This is a genomic window from Arthrobacter sp. alpha11c (assembly GCF_054149985.1).
Map to the genome: position 1 here is coordinate 3968625 of NZ_CP196747.1, position 15224 is coordinate 3983848.

General features: G+C 63.3%; 15 protein-coding genes and 1 riboswitch. Of the genes, 9 read left to right on the plus strand and 6 right to left on the minus strand.

What is annotated here, in order from left to right:
- The first annotated feature begins 81 nt into the window (after positions 1 to 81).
- Positions 82 to 1002, plus strand: coding sequence for an AEC family transporter (locus tag ACTAQJ_RS18455; protein WP_498698312.1), 921 nt, complete (start codon positions 82 to 84; stop codon positions 1000 to 1002).
- Positions 1003 to 1228: 226 nt separating this feature from the next.
- Here ACTAQJ_RS18455 and ACTAQJ_RS18460 read toward each other — a convergent pair whose 3' ends face one another.
- Both ACTAQJ_RS18460 and ACTAQJ_RS18465 read right to left on the minus strand, forming a co-directional pair.
- Positions 1229 to 2557: a hypothetical protein gene (locus ACTAQJ_RS18460; protein WP_498698315.1), complete on the minus strand. Its 1329-nt coding sequence runs from the start codon at positions 2555 to 2557 to the stop codon at positions 1229 to 1231.
- A 2-nt stretch (positions 2558 to 2559) separates the two neighbouring features.
- Positions 2560 to 2710, minus strand: a riboswitch (cyclic di-AMP (ydaO/yuaA leader).
- Positions 2711 to 2839: 129 nt separating this feature from the next.
- Entirely contained in the window at positions 2840 to 3073 is a 234-nt protein-coding gene (locus ACTAQJ_RS18465; RefSeq protein WP_498698317.1) for a hypothetical protein, read from the minus strand.
- 47 nt (positions 3074 to 3120) lie between these two features.
- On the opposite strand from ACTAQJ_RS18465, the gene ACTAQJ_RS18470 reads away from it, so the two are divergent.
- Positions 3121 to 4188 (plus strand): ATP-dependent DNA ligase, encoded by a 1068-nt coding sequence (locus tag ACTAQJ_RS18470; protein WP_498698319.1) that lies wholly within the window; start codon positions 3121 to 3123, stop codon positions 4186 to 4188.
- Positions 4189 to 4312: 124 nt separating this feature from the next.
- On the opposite strand, the gene ACTAQJ_RS18475 is transcribed toward ACTAQJ_RS18470, so the two are convergent.
- The 4 genes from ACTAQJ_RS18475 to ACTAQJ_RS18490 all read right to left on the minus strand — a co-directional run bounded on the left by ACTAQJ_RS18475 (position 4313) and on the right by ACTAQJ_RS18490 (position 6355).
- Positions 4313 to 4588: a DUF6480 family protein gene (locus tag ACTAQJ_RS18475; protein WP_498698320.1), complete on the minus strand. Its 276-nt coding sequence runs from the start codon at positions 4586 to 4588 to the stop codon at positions 4313 to 4315.
- Positions 4589 to 4718: 130 nt separating this feature from the next.
- Positions 4719 to 5537 carry an alpha/beta fold hydrolase gene (locus tag ACTAQJ_RS18480; RefSeq protein WP_498702219.1) on the minus strand — a complete coding sequence of 273 codons (819 nt, stop codon included), beginning with the start codon at positions 5535 to 5537 and terminating at the stop codon, positions 4719 to 4721.
- 42 nt (positions 5538 to 5579) lie between these two features.
- Complete coding sequence (locus ACTAQJ_RS18485; protein WP_498698323.1) at positions 5580 to 5831, minus strand: hypothetical protein; 252 nt, start codon at positions 5829 to 5831, stop codon at positions 5580 to 5582.
- Positions 5832 to 5911: 80 nt separating this feature from the next.
- Entirely contained in the window at positions 5912 to 6355 is a 444-nt protein-coding gene (locus ACTAQJ_RS18490) for a helix-turn-helix domain-containing protein (RefSeq protein ID WP_498698325.1), read from the minus strand.
- A 205-nt stretch (positions 6356 to 6560) separates the two neighbouring features.
- Between ACTAQJ_RS18490 and ACTAQJ_RS18495 the strand changes: the two genes are divergently transcribed.
- From ACTAQJ_RS18495 to ACTAQJ_RS18525, 7 genes are all read left to right on the plus strand, one after another.
- Positions 6561 to 7631, plus strand: coding sequence for a LacI family DNA-binding transcriptional regulator (locus ACTAQJ_RS18495; protein ID WP_498698330.1), 1071 nt, complete (start codon positions 6561 to 6563; stop codon positions 7629 to 7631).
- 80 nt (positions 7632 to 7711) lie between these two features.
- Positions 7712 to 9388: an ABC transporter substrate-binding protein gene (locus ACTAQJ_RS18500; protein WP_498698332.1), complete on the plus strand. Its 1677-nt coding sequence runs from the start codon at positions 7712 to 7714 to the stop codon at positions 9386 to 9388.
- Between the two features lie 193 nt (positions 9389 to 9581).
- Positions 9582 to 10559, plus strand: a complete 978-nt coding sequence (locus ACTAQJ_RS18505; RefSeq protein WP_431117056.1) for an ABC transporter permease — start codon at positions 9582 to 9584, stop codon at positions 10557 to 10559.
- 10 nt (positions 10560 to 10569) lie between these two features.
- Positions 10570 to 11505: an ABC transporter permease gene (locus ACTAQJ_RS18510; protein WP_477522151.1), complete on the plus strand. Its 936-nt coding sequence runs from the start codon at positions 10570 to 10572 to the stop codon at positions 11503 to 11505.
- The gene (locus tag ACTAQJ_RS18515) at positions 11502 to 12482 is read left to right on the plus strand and encodes an ABC transporter ATP-binding protein (protein WP_498698335.1); all 981 of its coding nucleotides are present in this window, start codon (positions 11502 to 11504) and stop codon (positions 12480 to 12482) included. The genes ACTAQJ_RS18510 and ACTAQJ_RS18515 overlap by 4 nt, the downstream gene beginning before the upstream one ends.
- Complete coding sequence (locus ACTAQJ_RS18520; protein WP_498698337.1) at positions 12479 to 13624, plus strand: oligopeptide/dipeptide ABC transporter ATP-binding protein; 1146 nt, start codon at positions 12479 to 12481, stop codon at positions 13622 to 13624. Before ACTAQJ_RS18515 ends, ACTAQJ_RS18520 begins: the two co-directional genes overlap by 4 nt.
- Positions 13621 to 15168 carry a glycoside hydrolase family 32 protein gene (locus tag ACTAQJ_RS18525; protein ID WP_498698340.1) on the plus strand — a complete coding sequence of 516 codons (1548 nt, stop codon included), beginning with the start codon at positions 13621 to 13623 and terminating at the stop codon, positions 15166 to 15168. Before ACTAQJ_RS18520 ends, ACTAQJ_RS18525 begins: the two co-directional genes overlap by 4 nt.
- The last annotated feature ends 56 nt before the right edge of the window (positions 15169 to 15224 follow it).

The window sequence follows — 15224 nt, forward strand, 5'->3', positions numbered from 1 at the left end:
AACGGGGACGCCTGAAGTGGACAGTCCTTCAGGCGTCCCCTACGCTGAGAAAGCGGTTTCTCAACAATTTTTAGGAGCAAGGTGGGCGGCGTTGTCTCGGGAATCCTCATCGTCGCTTCGGTCATCGCGGTGGGTTATTTCGCCACCCGCTACAAAGTGTTGGCTCCTGATGTCCAAGGCGCACTGACTCGAACGGCGTTCTACATCACCAATCCTGCGCTGCTCTTCACGGTGGTAGGTGAAAGCGATATCCGTGCAGCACTCGGGGTCGACGCCCCTCTTGCGCTCCTGTCAGCAGCCGTCATAGGCCTTCTCTATTGTTTGCTGAGCTTCGTGTTCTTCCGGCGGCCGGTGGCGGAAACGGCGGTTGGTGCCATGGCCAGCAGTTATGCCAACGCGAACAACATTGGCATTCCTGTCTCGTTGTATGCAGTGGGCACGGCGCAGCACGTTGCTCCGGTCCTTCTGGTTCAACTCCTGATCATGGCGCCCTTCTACCTCAGCGTCCTGGGCGTGGCAGGTGGTTCAAAAATCTCCTGGAAACGGATGCTGTTGCAGCCCTTCTCCAATCCCATGATTATCGCCTCGGGGCTGGGGGCGGTGATGGCTCTGACGGGGTGGGATGCGCCGGAGCTCGTCCAGAAACCCATTGACATGCTGGCCGGCGCTGCCGTCCCCATGGTTCTGCTGGCTTTTGGCATGTCGCTGGCAGGCAAGGCGCCCCTCCAAAAAGGCGATGGCCGCGTGGAGACAGTAGTGGCAACCACTCTGAAGGTGGCTGGCATGCCCGTGGTGGTCTGGGTGTTGGGGCGCTTTGTGTTCGGGTTGGAGGGTCAGCACCTCTTGGCCAGCGTCATCCTGGCCGCACTTCCAACCGCCCAGAATGTCTTCCTTTTCGCTTCTCCCTACGGACGCGGAATGACAATGGCCAGGGACGTCATCCTCTGCACAACCGTGCTTTGCATAGTGGCGTTGGTTGTGGTGGCGTGGCTGCTTGGCTAGAAGCGATCCATACCAGGGACAAGCGGCGCACGGAACAAGATGAGGCAGGCACCTGGGTGCCTGCCTCATCTCGTTGCAGTGATTTCTTGTTGCCGTGATTCCTAGGCCCGACGCAACCGTTGGCAGCTCCAACGGCCCATCCGATGACGGAAGGTGGCAGTGCGGCTGCTGCTGCAGTACCGGCCGTGCCATCCGACGTGCTTGCTGGTCCTGGGAAGTTGCGTGCTCACTTCAAAATCCCCGTCGCGCCGTCGAGTATGCCGTCCAGGTCCAGTGCTGAACCACTGGACGGCGTGGTGCTGGGGCTCCCGGTCGGCTTTGGCTTTGGCGCCGGAGTCTGTGTTGGAGTAGGCGCCGGAGTGACGGTGGGCGTCGGCGTCGTCGTGGCAGGTGGGGTGGTAACCGTGTCCGACGGAACCGGGCTCGGGGCCGGCTGGGTTGGGACAGGAGTTGTCACGCCCGGCACAGGAACAACAGCGGACGGGACTGCCGAAGGGACCCAAACAGGATCCGCGAGTGAAACTTGCGGAGTAGGAATGGACGACGCCGATCCCTGAGCGGGTGCCTCTTCTGACGACTGCGTTGCAACAGTTGCCGGCTGTCCGGCCTCGCTGCTGGCCGACGAAGCAGAGGTACTGGAGTAGGACGAGCTGGGCGCAGGGGCGGCCGAAGTTGACTGCCTGCTGTCGCCACCTGTCTTTGCGTCACTGGCTTCCTGGGCCGGTGCTTCCTTCCCGAAGAAGGGAAGCTCGAAGGCCTGGCTCATGGTGCCAACGGTCAATACCAAGCCCAATGCTCCAGCGACAACTGCCATGCGCTGGCCCATTGTCTTGACCGAGGCGGCCTTGGTGAGGACGGCGTGTGGTTCGTGGCTGAAGGACGACGCTCCGAAAGCAGGGGCGACGCTTGCCGAGGACTGGACAGCCGTTGTCGCGGAAGGGGCTGTTCCGCTCTCGGATTCTTGGGCGCGAAGGGCTTTCCGGCTTGCGAGACCAGCGGCGGCGGTCGCGGCTGCGGCGAGCTGGGCAGGGCTCTTCGCCGGAACGATCGGAATGGCAGCGGTAGCGGGGTCCGGTTCGTGCGCGGCGGGGGTGGGTGCAGCGGCGGGCGTGGGCGCCTGAACGATCGGGATAGCAGCGGTGGCAGGCTCGGGATCCGTAGCCGGTTCGGGAGCGACCGGTTCGCGCGCCGGAACAGCTGGAATCGCAGCAGTCGCCGGCTCCAGGGGAGCAGAAACTACCGCAGCAGAATCCGCCGCAGCAGAGTCCGCCGGTGCTGTTTCTGCTGGAGCAGTTTTAGCCGGAGCTGACTCAGCAGAAATAACTGCCTGCGCTGCCCGTTCACGCTCTGCCGCGCGAGCGGCCGCGCGCGTGGTGGGTGCCGCAGGGGCGGGAGCAGGAGCGGTGGTGGGTTCCGGCGTCGTGCCTATTAAACCCGCTTCTGCTTCTGGCGTGCTGGTGGAGGATCCGCTGGGTTGGGCCCGACGGCGTCCGGTTGGCTGGGTACGCTCGCGCGCTATTTGGGCGCGGCGCGGCTGATCCATGGTTGGGGACATGGTGGTTGCCTCTCAACGCCTGCGAGGTTAGCTGTCGGGTTCGGACGAGGCCGTCCGGCCGCGCAAGGCGGCTTCACCCCAAGGGCCTATGAAAAATCAGGCCCGGGAACTCTGGGTCCCCCGTCTCTGCCGCGAGTCTGGCGGATTCCGGTTTGCGGCAGAGCTCGGCGTCAACCCGGAAGCGGCCCAGCGGAGATACGGGTCGCTCTTAGACCGTACATGAGCGCCATAGTAAAGTCACATTAATGTAACGGGCGGGACGCCTTCCAGCGCGAAGGTGCGTTAGGACTTAGGCTCCGGGGCCGGAGCCGGGGCTGGCAGCTCGTGCTGGATCCTTTGGACTTGGTGTGCGTAATGGGTCTCGGGTCGGAAAATTTCGTCCGCCACACCCAGCATCCCACCCGTGGCGCCGCGCCGGGCTTTCCCCTTGCTGTTCTGGCGGGAGACCCAGAACCAAAGGGCCGCAATGAGGGCAGGTGCTGCCAGTACTGCCACTAGAACGGCCAAGATATCCATGGCCCAAGACTAGCTTCCGCCGCGAGCGGCAGGTAGAACATAGTCGTATGGACCTCCCAGTGATGCCGCCCATTTCGCCCATGCTTGCCAAGTCCGTTCCTTCGATCCCTGATGTAGGCCATTTTGAGCCAAAGTGGGACGGGTTCAGGACCATCGTTTTCAAAGACGGGGATGAGATCATCCTGGGCAGCCGCAACGAACGTCCCATGACTCGGTATTTCCCTGAACTGGTGGAAGCGCTGAAGAAGAACCTCCCGGACAAATGCGTGATCGACGGCGAAATCGTCCTCATAGCTGACAACAGGCTCGACTTCGAGGGCCTTCAGCAGCGCATCCATCCTGCCGATAGCCGTGTGCGGATGCTTGCCGAGAGCACCCCGTCCTCCTTCATCGGATTCGACATCCTCGCGCTGGGAGACGAGAACCTCATGGACAAGCCGTTTTCCGAGCGTCGGGCCACCTTGGAGAAGGCACTGGCCAAGGCTGAGGCGCCCGTCTACGTAACGCCGGCGGTGACCGAACTCGATCAAGCACAGGAGTGGTTCGTGCAGCTGGAAGGTGCTGGGCTCGACGGTATACTTTCCAAACCGCTGGAGGGGACGTACCAGCCGAATAAGCGCGTCATGTTCAAAACCAAGCACGAACGGACCGCGGACTGCGTGGTGGCTGGATTCCGCTGGCACAAGACGGGAAAGGTTGTCGGGTCGATGCTGCTTGGGCTGTATAACGACGCCGGTCAGCTGCAGCACGTGGGGGTGGTGGCGTCATTTCCCATGGCCAAGCGCGAAAGCCTGGTGGCCGAACTTGAGCCGTACCAGACGGAATTCAGCGAACATCCTTGGGGCCAGTGGGCCGATCAAGGAGATGCGGCAGCAACGGGTTCCCGAATGCCGGGTGCGCAGAGCCGGTGGAGCGCAGGCAAGGACTTCTCCTTTGTTCCCCTCCGGCCCGAGCTCGTCATCGAGGTTGCCTACGACTACATGGAAGGCGACCGGTTCCGGCACACCACCCAGTTTCGTCGGTGGCGGCCGGACCGGACTCCGGAGAGCTGCACCTACTCGCAACTGGACGAACCCGCTGATTACGACCTCGGGGAGATCCTGAGGCTGCCGTAGCCTTGGTTGCTCCTCAGGTGTGGTTCTACGTTGTTGAGCCGCTGTTACGTTGTTGGACCGCTAATACGTTGTTGGACCGCTAATACGTTGTTGCCCAACAACGTATTAGCGGTTTGGCGACGAGCTACTCTTCGTGCCCCTGGTCGCTGCTCATGCTGCCCTCCGCCGGTGGGGTTTCGCCCGGAGGTACGCCGCCCCCAGGCTCGAGTCCCGTGACGTTGCCGTCCAGGGGATCAGGGTTGGCGGACGCTGCAGGATCGTCGTCTTCGTCCTGGCGCATGTCTGGATCGGTGTGGACATCATCCGGGTCGCCAGCGGTGTCGCCCACCGTGTCGTCTGGCTCGGCTGCGCCAGAGGCGCCGAAGGTCCGGGGATCGTCCTCAGGGTCATAGCTGGTCATGGTCGCCCTTCCTAAGCAAACTTACTATTGTGCTTGCCCGGCCAGCCTAGTCTCCAGATCGTAAACCCAACAAGGGGCACCCACGCCGGGGCCCGCCGTCGTGCATTAGTGCCTAACTCTGGCGGGACGCCTAACTCTGGCGGGACGTCGCCGCGACAAAGCTCCTGATAGCGTCCGCCACGGCTTTGGGGCGCATGTGCTGTGCAACGTGGCCCACGCCCGGGATTTCCACCAGCCGCCCTTGCGGGATTGCCCGCGAGAGGCGAAGTGCCCATACCGGCCCGGCCACATGATCACGGCTCCCTCGGAGCACCAGCACGGGAGTTCGCACTTTGGCCAACTGCTTCTCGGTCGGGTACTTCATCATCACCGGCAGCTCGGTGACGTACCAGCGCGGCCCACATTGCAGGTAGTCAGTGATCACAATCCAGTTGGACGATGGGCTTTCGCGGAGAAGGCCGTCCAGGAACAGGGCCAGCGACTGCCGCGCCACATTCTTGTGCCGGGAGTCCACCACAGGGCCCATGAGGACCAGCTGCATCGCGCGCTCAGGCTCGAGGAGGGCCGCTTCGATGGCGAACTGCACGCCCATCGAATGACCCACCAGGATGTACGAATCAATGCCGCACGCCTTGAGTGCCTCGGCAATGAATGCGCCATAGTCCTCCACGGAAAGTTGCCGGCCCGGTTTTGGCGTCCCGGCAAAACCCGGAAGGTCCAGTGAATAGGTGGGGGCGCTCGCGGCCAGGAGGGCATGAAGCCTGGCGAGGTAGCGGTGCGAAACACCGATACCGTGGATGAGGATGTAAGCGGGCTCCCTCTGATCCCCGGATTCGGCAGGCTCGGGGTTGGCATGGCCGCCCGGCCGCGGCGGTGCCGTTCCATCCGTCCAAAGAATCCGGCCGGTCAGCCCGCAGGCCTCGACGTCGGCAGATAGTAGCGTCGTCAGCTCCCGAACCTCCGGTCCTCAATTGTGCCCGAACTGCGGAAGCTAGTCCCGGGCGGCGTCGTCCGATTCGGCGGGGTCGCCGGCCGCGCGCGATGCGTCAGGGGCGGCGGCAGCATCGGCCGCGTCCCGGCGTCGGGCGATCTTGGATTCTGTCCACATGGCGACCGCGACGAACACGACGCACGCGAACATGAAGGTGGCTACGAAGTTCAATCCCATGGCCGATCCCAAGGGTGCGGCAAGGGCCATTGCGGCCACCCCGGCCACGATATGCCACCCTTTGAAATTGCCCACCAAACAAGCGTAACCCCGGGCTAATCAGGTGCTGGCCCGTTGGCTGGGATCGTTGCTTGATCCTTATCACTCCGACGCTTTTAGTCGTTGCTCGCGTCATTTCCGGCGTCATCCCGGCCGTCATCTTCGCCTGTATCTCCCGCGGAGGTCTCGGCCTGCTTGCGCTTCTGGGTTTCCAGCCACTCCATGATCGCCGCCTGGCGGATTCGCCGATGCGTGCCGCGGTATTCCACGGGGATTTCTCCTCGGTCGGTCATATTGCGCAGGTACGTGTGTGAGATGCCTGCGAGCTCGGCGGCCTGGGACGTCGTGAGCATTTCCTCCACGCTGCTGACCGTGACGGTTTCGCCGCGGCTCAGCCTTTCGAGAAGATCGACGACGGCGTTCCTTGCCTGATCGGGGAGGCGGTGGACCGTGCCATCGACGAACACGGTGATGTCGTCGCTGTCCTGCAGCGAGCGTGCCAGATTCCGGGCGTCGTCGGCGGGGAGGCCAGCTGTAACGCGGGGAGCTATCAATGCCATGGCAGAAGCCTAGCGCGGTGCTGGCTGGTGGCTGCGCTGGACGAGGGGAGATGGTCGGAGTCGGCCAGGGGCCAGGCGAAAAAGAAGACGTTGACAGGGAACAGGTAACGCGCGTAACCTAAATCACACGTTCCAAGTAACGCGCGTTACCAATCCAGTGTTACCAACCAGCATCACCAACCCGAACCAACACCCGGAGCATTCAATGGCGAAAAGCACCACCCCCAACAAAGCCGCGGCTGTGCGGCAGCGGGGAGTCACCATGAATGACGTCGCCAAGCACGCCGGCGTCTCCCGGACCGCAGTCTCGTTTGTGCTGAGCAACCGCGAAAATGCCAGCATCTCCGAGGAAACCCGCACCCGTATCAACGATGCCGTGCAGGCACTGGGCTACCGCCCGAACGCCGGAGCACGGGCCCTGGCATCCCAGCGCAGTGATTGGTACGGGCTTGTCACCGAGATCGTGACGGCACCGTTCGCCGTCGACATCATCAAAGGAGCCCAGGACCAAGCCTGGCTTGATCGTCGGTTCCTGCTCATCGCGCCCTCCGACCAGGCCGATGCCGTAGGACCCAACAAGGGCTTGGAAGATGCCGCCATCGACAAGCTGCTGGAACAACGAGTGGAAGGACTTCTCTACGCAGCCACCTTTCACCGGGGCGTGCACGTTCCGCAGATTGCCAACGAAGTACCGACCGTCTTGATCAACTGCTTCGACGCGGACGGAAAGCTGCCCTCGATCGTCCCTGACGAGCGTGCGGGTGGCAGGGTCGCCGTCGAGCGTTTGCTTCAAGCCGGCCACACCCGGATCGGAATCATCAACCTTGACCCGGTCATTCCTGCAGCAGTGGGGCGATTGGAGGGTGCCCGCGAAGCACTGGCCGTCGCAGGACTGGAGTTGGACCCGGAACTGGTGGTGTCCGGATACGCAACGGCCGACGGCGGCTACGAGGCCGCCTGCGAAATCCTGGACCGCTACCCGGAAAAGGACAGGCCAACCGCGCTGTTTTGCCTCAATGACCGCATGGCGATGGGCGCGTACGACGCCATCAAAGAACGGGGCCTGACCATCCCCGGAGACATCGCTGTGATCGGCTTCGACAACCAGGAGTTGATTGCGGCCTATCTGAGGCCAAAGCTGACCACTGTTGCCTTGCCGTTCCAAAAAATGGGAGCCCTGGGAGTCCAGACGCTCGCCGCTCTTACAGCAGGACAGCCGATCATTGCCGACCAGCAATTGGTCGACTGTCCGCTGCTAGAACGCTCTTCGGTCTGACCGCGAAATCAACCTCGAAGAGCAAACCCCTTACCCACCCCTTCACCTTGGACGATGAAGATAGGAAAGAGATAACCATCATGACACAACCCCGATTCCTGAGGTCTGCCCGCATCACGGCGGCCGGACTGGCGGTGGGCGCGATGCTGCTGACCGGCTGTGCCGCCACCGTCAACAAGACCGCCGGCACCGACGCCGCAGCAAACGCGAGCGCGTTCCTCACGATCCCGCGTGAGGACATGGGAACGTTCGTGCAGAACTTCAACCCGTTCGCGCCCACCGTCAACCCGATGGTCCAGCAGTCCATTTACGAGTCTTTGCTGATCTTCAACCCGGCAAAGGGCGACACGGTGCCGTGGCTGGCAACTGAGTGGAAGGCAGCCGACGACGGCAAATCGATCACTTTCACGTTGCGTGACGGCGTGAAGTGGTCCGACGGCCAGCCCTTCGTGGCTGGCGACGTGGCTTACACGTTCGAGCTTCAGAAGAAGATCAAGGGTGGCTATGAGTACCTGGACTCCGTGACCGCCGAGGGAACCAACAAGGTCACGTTCAACTTCAACAAGCCATGGTCGCCGGCGCTTTACGACGTCGGACAGCTCAGCATCCTGCCCAAGCACATCTGGTCCGCGTTGGCGGACCCGGAGAAGGACGCCAACGCCAAGCCTGTGGGCACCGGCCCCTACACGGAAGTGGACAGCTTCCAGGCCCAGTCCTTCGTGCTCAAGAAGAACCCCAACTACTGGCAGCCGGAAAAGCAGAAGATTGCCGGCATCAAGATGCTCGCTTTTGCAGGCAACGACGGCGCCAACCTCGCCGCTGCGAACGGGGACGTCGACTGGGCCCCGCAGTACATCCCGAACATCGAAAAGACGTTCGTTTCCAAGGACAAGGAACATCGCCAGTACTGGTTCCCGGCAACGGGCGCCATGATCAACTGGCAGCTCAACACCGCCAAGGCTCCCTTCAACGATGTTGATGTTCGCAAGGCCCTGAGCATGGCCGTTGACCGCGACCAGGTCACCAAGATCGGCATGAGCGGCTACGCCAAGCCTGCAGACTGCACTGGCCTTTCCGGGAACTACGAGAAGTGGAAGAACTCCGAGGTCAAGGACAACTGCACCTGGACCAAGCTGGATGTACAGAAAGCCAACGAGCTGCTGGACAAGGCCGGCTACACCAAGGGTGCTGATGGCAAGCGCAAGCTGAAGGACGGCTCGCCGTTCGAGTTCAAGATCTCCGTGGGCGCATCGTCTTCCGACTGGCTTTCAGTAGCCAACGTGATTTCGCAGAACCTCGCCGAGGTTGGCGTCACGGCAAAGGTTGACTCGCCGGACTGGGCTGCCGTGGTTGCGGGTTACGAGACGGGCGATTTCGATTCCGGCATCGTGTGGAGCGCCAACGACCCCAGCCCGTACAAGTACTTCAACACCTCCATGGGCACGGCAACCGTGAAGCCGGTGGGAACCAAGACGTTCGACAACTACCACCGCTTCGGTGACACCAAGGCTGATGCCCTGCTGGCCGACTTTGCAGCAGAGTCCGACGAGTCCAAGCAGAAGGACATCGCCAACAAGCTCCAGGAAGAGTACAACGACGTCGCACCGCTGGTGCCGCTGTTCTCGGGCCCGGAATGGGGTGCCTTCAATGACACCCGCTTCACCGGCTGGCCCACCGAGGGCAACCCGTACGCAACCCTCTCGGTACGGTCACCCACCACAGTCCTGGTGCTGACCACGCTGGAACCGCGTAAGTAATCCCCACCGCCGCCCTAACCTCGCTGCGCTTCGGCCAGGGAACCCGGGCGGCGTGGGCCCATTCGCCTGAATGTAGGCCCCAACGGGCCTGACACTGCACGCCCGGCGGCGAGCCGCCAACCGGCAACCGCCACTTGGTAGCCCCCGCCGGGCGTGCCCCAAACTTTCCGTAATTCCCGAATGGAGGGAAACCGTGCGCTTTATCCTGCGCCGCCTGGGTTTCTACCTGATCGCCTTCTGGGCATCCATCACCCTGAATTTCCTGCTCCCGCGCTTCATGCCCGGCGACCCCGTCTCCCGCATGTTTGCCCGCTCCCAGGACAGAATGCAGCCCGAACAGATCGAGGCCCTGCGCAAGCTTCTTGGCGTGGACGATCGGCCCATTTGGGAGCAATACGTCGACTACATGCACAACATCTTCACGGGCCAGATGGGCGTCTCCATCTCCCGTTTCCCAACACCGGTCACGGAGGTTATCTCCTCCCAGATCGGTTGGACCCTCCTGCTGGGCGGAACCGCCCTGGTGATTGCCGCCGTCGTGGGTAACCTGCTGGGCATCCTGGCCGCTTGGCGGCGGGGCGGCGCAGTCGACTCGGCGCTGCCGCCGGTGCTGGTGTTCATCGGCTCGTTCCCGTACTTCTGGCTCGCGATGGGTGCGTTGTACCTGTTCGGCGTGGTGCTGGGTTGGTTCCCGATCCGCCACGCGTTCACGGATGGTTTGGAACCCGGGTTTACGTGGGAGTTCATCGGCGACGTCGGTGCCCACCTTGTGCTGCCCGCGCTGACGATCGTGCTGGTTTCCATCGGAGGTTGGATGCTGGGCATGCGAAACACCATGATCGCCACGAACTCGGAGGACTACATCACCATGGCCGAGGCCAAGGGGCTCCGGCCCGGGCGCATCATGCTCCGGTACGCAGCCCGGAATGCGATGCTGCCGTCCGTCACGAGCTTCGGCATGGGACTGGGATTCGTGGTGGGAGGTGCGCTGCTCACCGAGGTGGTGTTCGCCTATCCCGGCGTGGGCTACCAACTCCTGAACGCTGTCCAAGGCCTGGACTACCCCCTCATGCAGGGCCTGTTCCTGACCATCACCGCCGCCGTGCTGCTGGCGAACTTCCTGGTGGACATCCTCTACGTCCGCCTCGACCCGCGCGTGCGCAGCAACTAGAGGACTGATCATGACAACCGCACTTCTGAAGCAGCCAACTCCAACCCCGGCTGTCCGCAAGCCCAACCGCAGCTTCGTCCACGGACTCCTCACCAACAAGAAGGCCATGCTGGGCATGGCCGTGATGTTCGTGTTCATCGCACTTGCGTTGCTGGCGCCCGTGCTGTTCCCTGGTGACCCCTCGCGGATCACCGGGATGGCCTCCCTGGAACCTTCCCCAGAGCATTGGCTGGGCACCACCGCCAAGGGACAGGACGTGCTGGCGCTGACCGTCCACGGCTCGCGGAGTTCCCTCTTCGTCGGCCTGACGGTGGGCTTCGCGTCCACGTTCGTCGGCATCCTGGTGGGCCTGGCGTCGGCGTACTTCGGCAAGTTCATCGACGAAGCACTCTCGTTGGTCACCAACGTCTTCCTGCTCCTTCCCGGCCTGCCGTTGCTGGTCATCCTGGCCGCATTCCTGCCACCGGGCCTTGGCACAGTGATCCTGGTCCTCGTGGTCACGGGATGGGCCGGTTCGGCACGTGTGCTGCGCTCGCAGGCACTGTCCATCCGTTCCAAGGACTTCGTGGCTGCGGCCGTAGTGTCCGGTGAACGGGCGGGCCGGATCATGTTCCGCGAAATCCTGCCGAACATGGCCTCGATCGTCATGGGCACGCTGCTGGCTTGCGTCATTTACGGCATCGGTGCACAGGCCGGTCTGGAGTTCCTGGGCCTGGGCGACGTCAGCACGGTCTCGTGGGGCAACAACCTCTTCTGGGCCGGCAATGAGGGCGCCCTGCTGACCGGTAGCTGGTGGGTGTTCGTTCCCTCAGGTGTCTGCATCGCTTTGGTCGCCTTCGCGCTGGCACTTATCAACTACGCCGTGGACGAGGTTACGAACCCCCGGCTGCGGAAGATCAAAACACCCAAGACCCCCGCAACCACCGAAAGGAGCGCCGCCAAGTGACTGTCTCCCAAGTCTCCTTCGGCTCCCACGAGCCCGTCCTGGACGTCAAGAACCTCACCGTAAAGTACGTGGGCGATACCCGCTCAACCACCGCCGTCGATCGCGTTTCCTTCAGCATCGGCACCGGTGAGGTGTTCGGGCTGGCTGGTGAATCGGGTTGTGGGAAGTCGACCATCGCCAACTCGATCATGCGGCTCCTGAAGGATCCCGCCAAGATCGCCGGGGGCAGCATCTCCTTTGGCGGCAAGGACGTCCTGGCCATGAGCCCGGAGGAACTGCGTCGCTTCCGGTGGCAGGACGTTGCCATGGTGTTCCAGTCGGCCATGAATTCGCTCAACCCGGTGCTGACCATCGGCGAACAGATCGTGGACATCTTCACCACCCACGCCGGCTACTCGCGCAAGGAATCCCTCCGCCGGGCGGGCGATCTGCTGGAGCTCGTGAGGATCGACCCCGCGCGCCTTAAGTCCTACCCGCACCAGCTCTCGGGCGGCATGCGGCAGCGCGCAGTGATTGCCATGGCCGTTGCCCTCAAGCCGTCGCTGCTGATCCTGGACGAACCAACTACTGCGCTGGACGTTGTGGTGCAGCAGGAAATCATGGCCCAGATCAAGGAACTCCAGCGCGAACTCGGGTTCTCCGTCCTCTTCATTACGCACGACATGTCCCTCATGGTGGAGCTCTCGCACCGCATGGCCGTCATGTACGGCGGCCGGATCGTGGAGACCGCGAAGGCGCAGGACGTCTACGCCAACCCGCGCCACCCCTACACCCAGGCGCTCATGGGCGCGTTCCCGCCACTCACCGGTCCTCGCGTTCCGCTCACAGGACTGCCCGACGGCGTGAAGTTCCGGAACATCCCGGACCTCACCGAGGTGGCGCCCGGCCATCTGGTGGCACCTTTTAGTACGGACGCCTTGGCAGTGCCCGGCGCTTCAACAGTTGATCCCGCAATCCTGGAAGGAGTCGCACGATGAGCCATGCTGCAGTGTCCCCTACGTCGCTGTCCCCTGCGATAGAAGGTGCGGCCCGCCAGGCCGCTGCTTCCGAAACACCCGCCCTCGAAGTCCGCGGTCTGGGCAAATCGTTCCCCATCGGCGGCCTGTTCTCCCGGCAATCAGTCCGGGCCTTGCACGGCGTAGACCTAACCATTGGCCGCGGCGAAATCGTGGCACTCGTGGGAGAGTCCGGTTCCGGCAAGAGCACCCTGGCCCGCTGTGTTGCCCGGCTCGAAAAGCCGAGCTCCGGCGCGATCCTGGTTGACGGCGTCGACGTCCTCAAGCGCGACCGGTTCCAAGCGTCCCGTGCCTTCCGGTCACAGCTGCAGATGGTCTTCCAAGACCCGTTCGGTTCACTGAATCCGGCCCACAGGATTGAGCACTTCCTGCGGAGGTCGTTGGCCATCCACGGGAAGGGCGGTTCGGAGTCCGAGACGCAGCGCCGGCTTGAAGAACTCATGACCACCGTTGGCCTGCAGGCGGACATGCTCAACTCCTACCCGCACGAACTCTCGGGTGGGCAGCGCCAGCGCGTCGCAATCGCCCGTGCGCTCGCCGTGGAGCCGGAGGTCATCCTGGCTGACGAACCCACCTCCATGTTGGACGTGTCAGTGCGGATCGGCGTGCTGAATCTGATGCGGAAACTCCGCGACGAGCAGGGCATTTCCATGCTCTACATCACCCACGACCTCGCCTCCGCACGCTACCTGGCCGACCGGACCGCGGTGATGTTTGCCGGCGAGCTCGTGGAGGAGGGGGAGTCCCTGGACCTGCTGGCCAACCCGGCCCACCCCTACACGCAACTGTTGGTGTCAGCCGTTCCGGACCCGGCGCGCGCTGGTTCCTACGATCCTGTCCGCCGCGCTGAACTGCGGCAGGCCGTCATGGCTTCCACGGGCTGCGCTTTCGACGGCGATCCGAACCAGGCCTGCTCCGCTTCCGAACCTGTACGCCATCAGGTGGGCGATACCGCAAACCGCCATTGGGTGCGCTGCCACCTCTACCGGCCGCGGGCTGGAGCGGGCGGACATGCGCTGGCTACTGAACCGGCCGAGGCTGTAACGGCTGCGACGACTGAACATCTGGTGACCGAAAAGACTGACAAGAAGGCTTCCGCATGACTGAACTGACCCATCCGCTCGCCACCGTTCCGCGTGACGAGCTGGTTGCCCGCGCCGAAGCCGATCCCCTCCGGCCGCGATTCCACTTCGTTTCCCCGGCTGGCTGGCTCAACGATCCCAATGGCGTGAGCCAGTGGAACGGCGTCTACCACCTCTTCTATCAGTACAACCCGGAGGGCGCGTTCCACCACCGCATCCAGTGGGGTCATGCCACCAGCACTGACCTGATCACCTGGACGGACCAGCCAATTGCTTTGGAACCGACGGCGGGTCCGGATGTGGACGGTTGCTGGTCCGGTGTGTTGGTGAACGACGGCGGTACGCCCACGTTGGTCTACTCCGGACGAGCTGACGAGCGTGAACTGGCCTGCGTTGCCGTAGGCTCTGCTGACCTCATGACGTGGACTAAGGTGCCCGAAAACCCGGTGATCGCCGCCCCTCCGGCCGGCGTCGACATCACCGCCTACAGGGACCACTGCGTGTGGCGCGAGGGCACCACCTGGCGGCAGTTGGTTGGCTCGGGCATTCGAGGGCGTGGTGGGACGGCGTTCTTGTATGAATCCTCGGATCTTCGTTCGTGGACCTATGTGGGGCCGCTGTTCATTGGCGACGCATCCCAAGGCGACCCTGCAGATACCGACTGGACCGGGACCATGTGGGAATGCGTGGACCTGTTCAGGGCGGGTGAGGGTGCTTTGGGTTCTGTTACCGGCCTTGCTGAGGGAACCCATCCTGATGTGCTGGTTTTCTCTGCCTGGGACGACGGCGAGACCCGCCACCCGTTGTACTGGACTGGGCGCTACTCAGGGGACACCTTCGAGCCCGCTGCCCTGCACCGGCTCGACTACGGGGGGCGGTTCTTCTACGCCCCTCAATCGTTCGAGGATGAATCCGGCTGCCGCATCATGTTCGGTTGGATGCAGGAAGGCCGCAGCGATGCCGCCATGGTGGAGGCAGGGTGGTCGGGCGTGATGAGCCTACCGCGCGTCGCCACTTTGGCCGATGACGGAACCCTGGACTTTGCGCCGGTTCCTGAGGTTGAGAAGCTCCGGCGGAACCACGTGAGCGTAGCGGGCAAGGTGCTCGTCGGGGGCGGTGCGCTTGTGGATACCGGTGTGTCCGGGAATCAGCTGGACCTTGAACTGGACGTGCAGCTCGCGCCGGGTGCTGTGCTGCGACTAGGCATTCTGGGTTCCGGGGACGGTGCTGAGGAGACGGTCATCGAACTCAGCCGCTCTCTTGAGGACGAAATCGGCACCCTCCGACTCGACCGCATTCGGAGCAGCCTTGACCCTGACGTGGATGTGGAGGACAAGTCCGGCCCCGTCCCGATGCCCGACGGACGCGTGCGCCTTCGCGTCCTGGTGGACCGCTCCGCCGTCGAGATTTTCGCGAATGGCAAGCCGCTCACGGCCCGGGTATATCCGACTCTGGGCGGCGAACGCGTGACCCTGACAGCCGCAGAGGGCACCGTCAGCCTGGTGACCTTCGACGCCTGGACCATGGCCGACTCCTGGGGAGGCCCGCGCCCGCTCTTCCCGTAACTCTTCCCCTAGCACCGCCGCCCAACCATCCCTCTCTCACATCCCGAGCGTTTTTC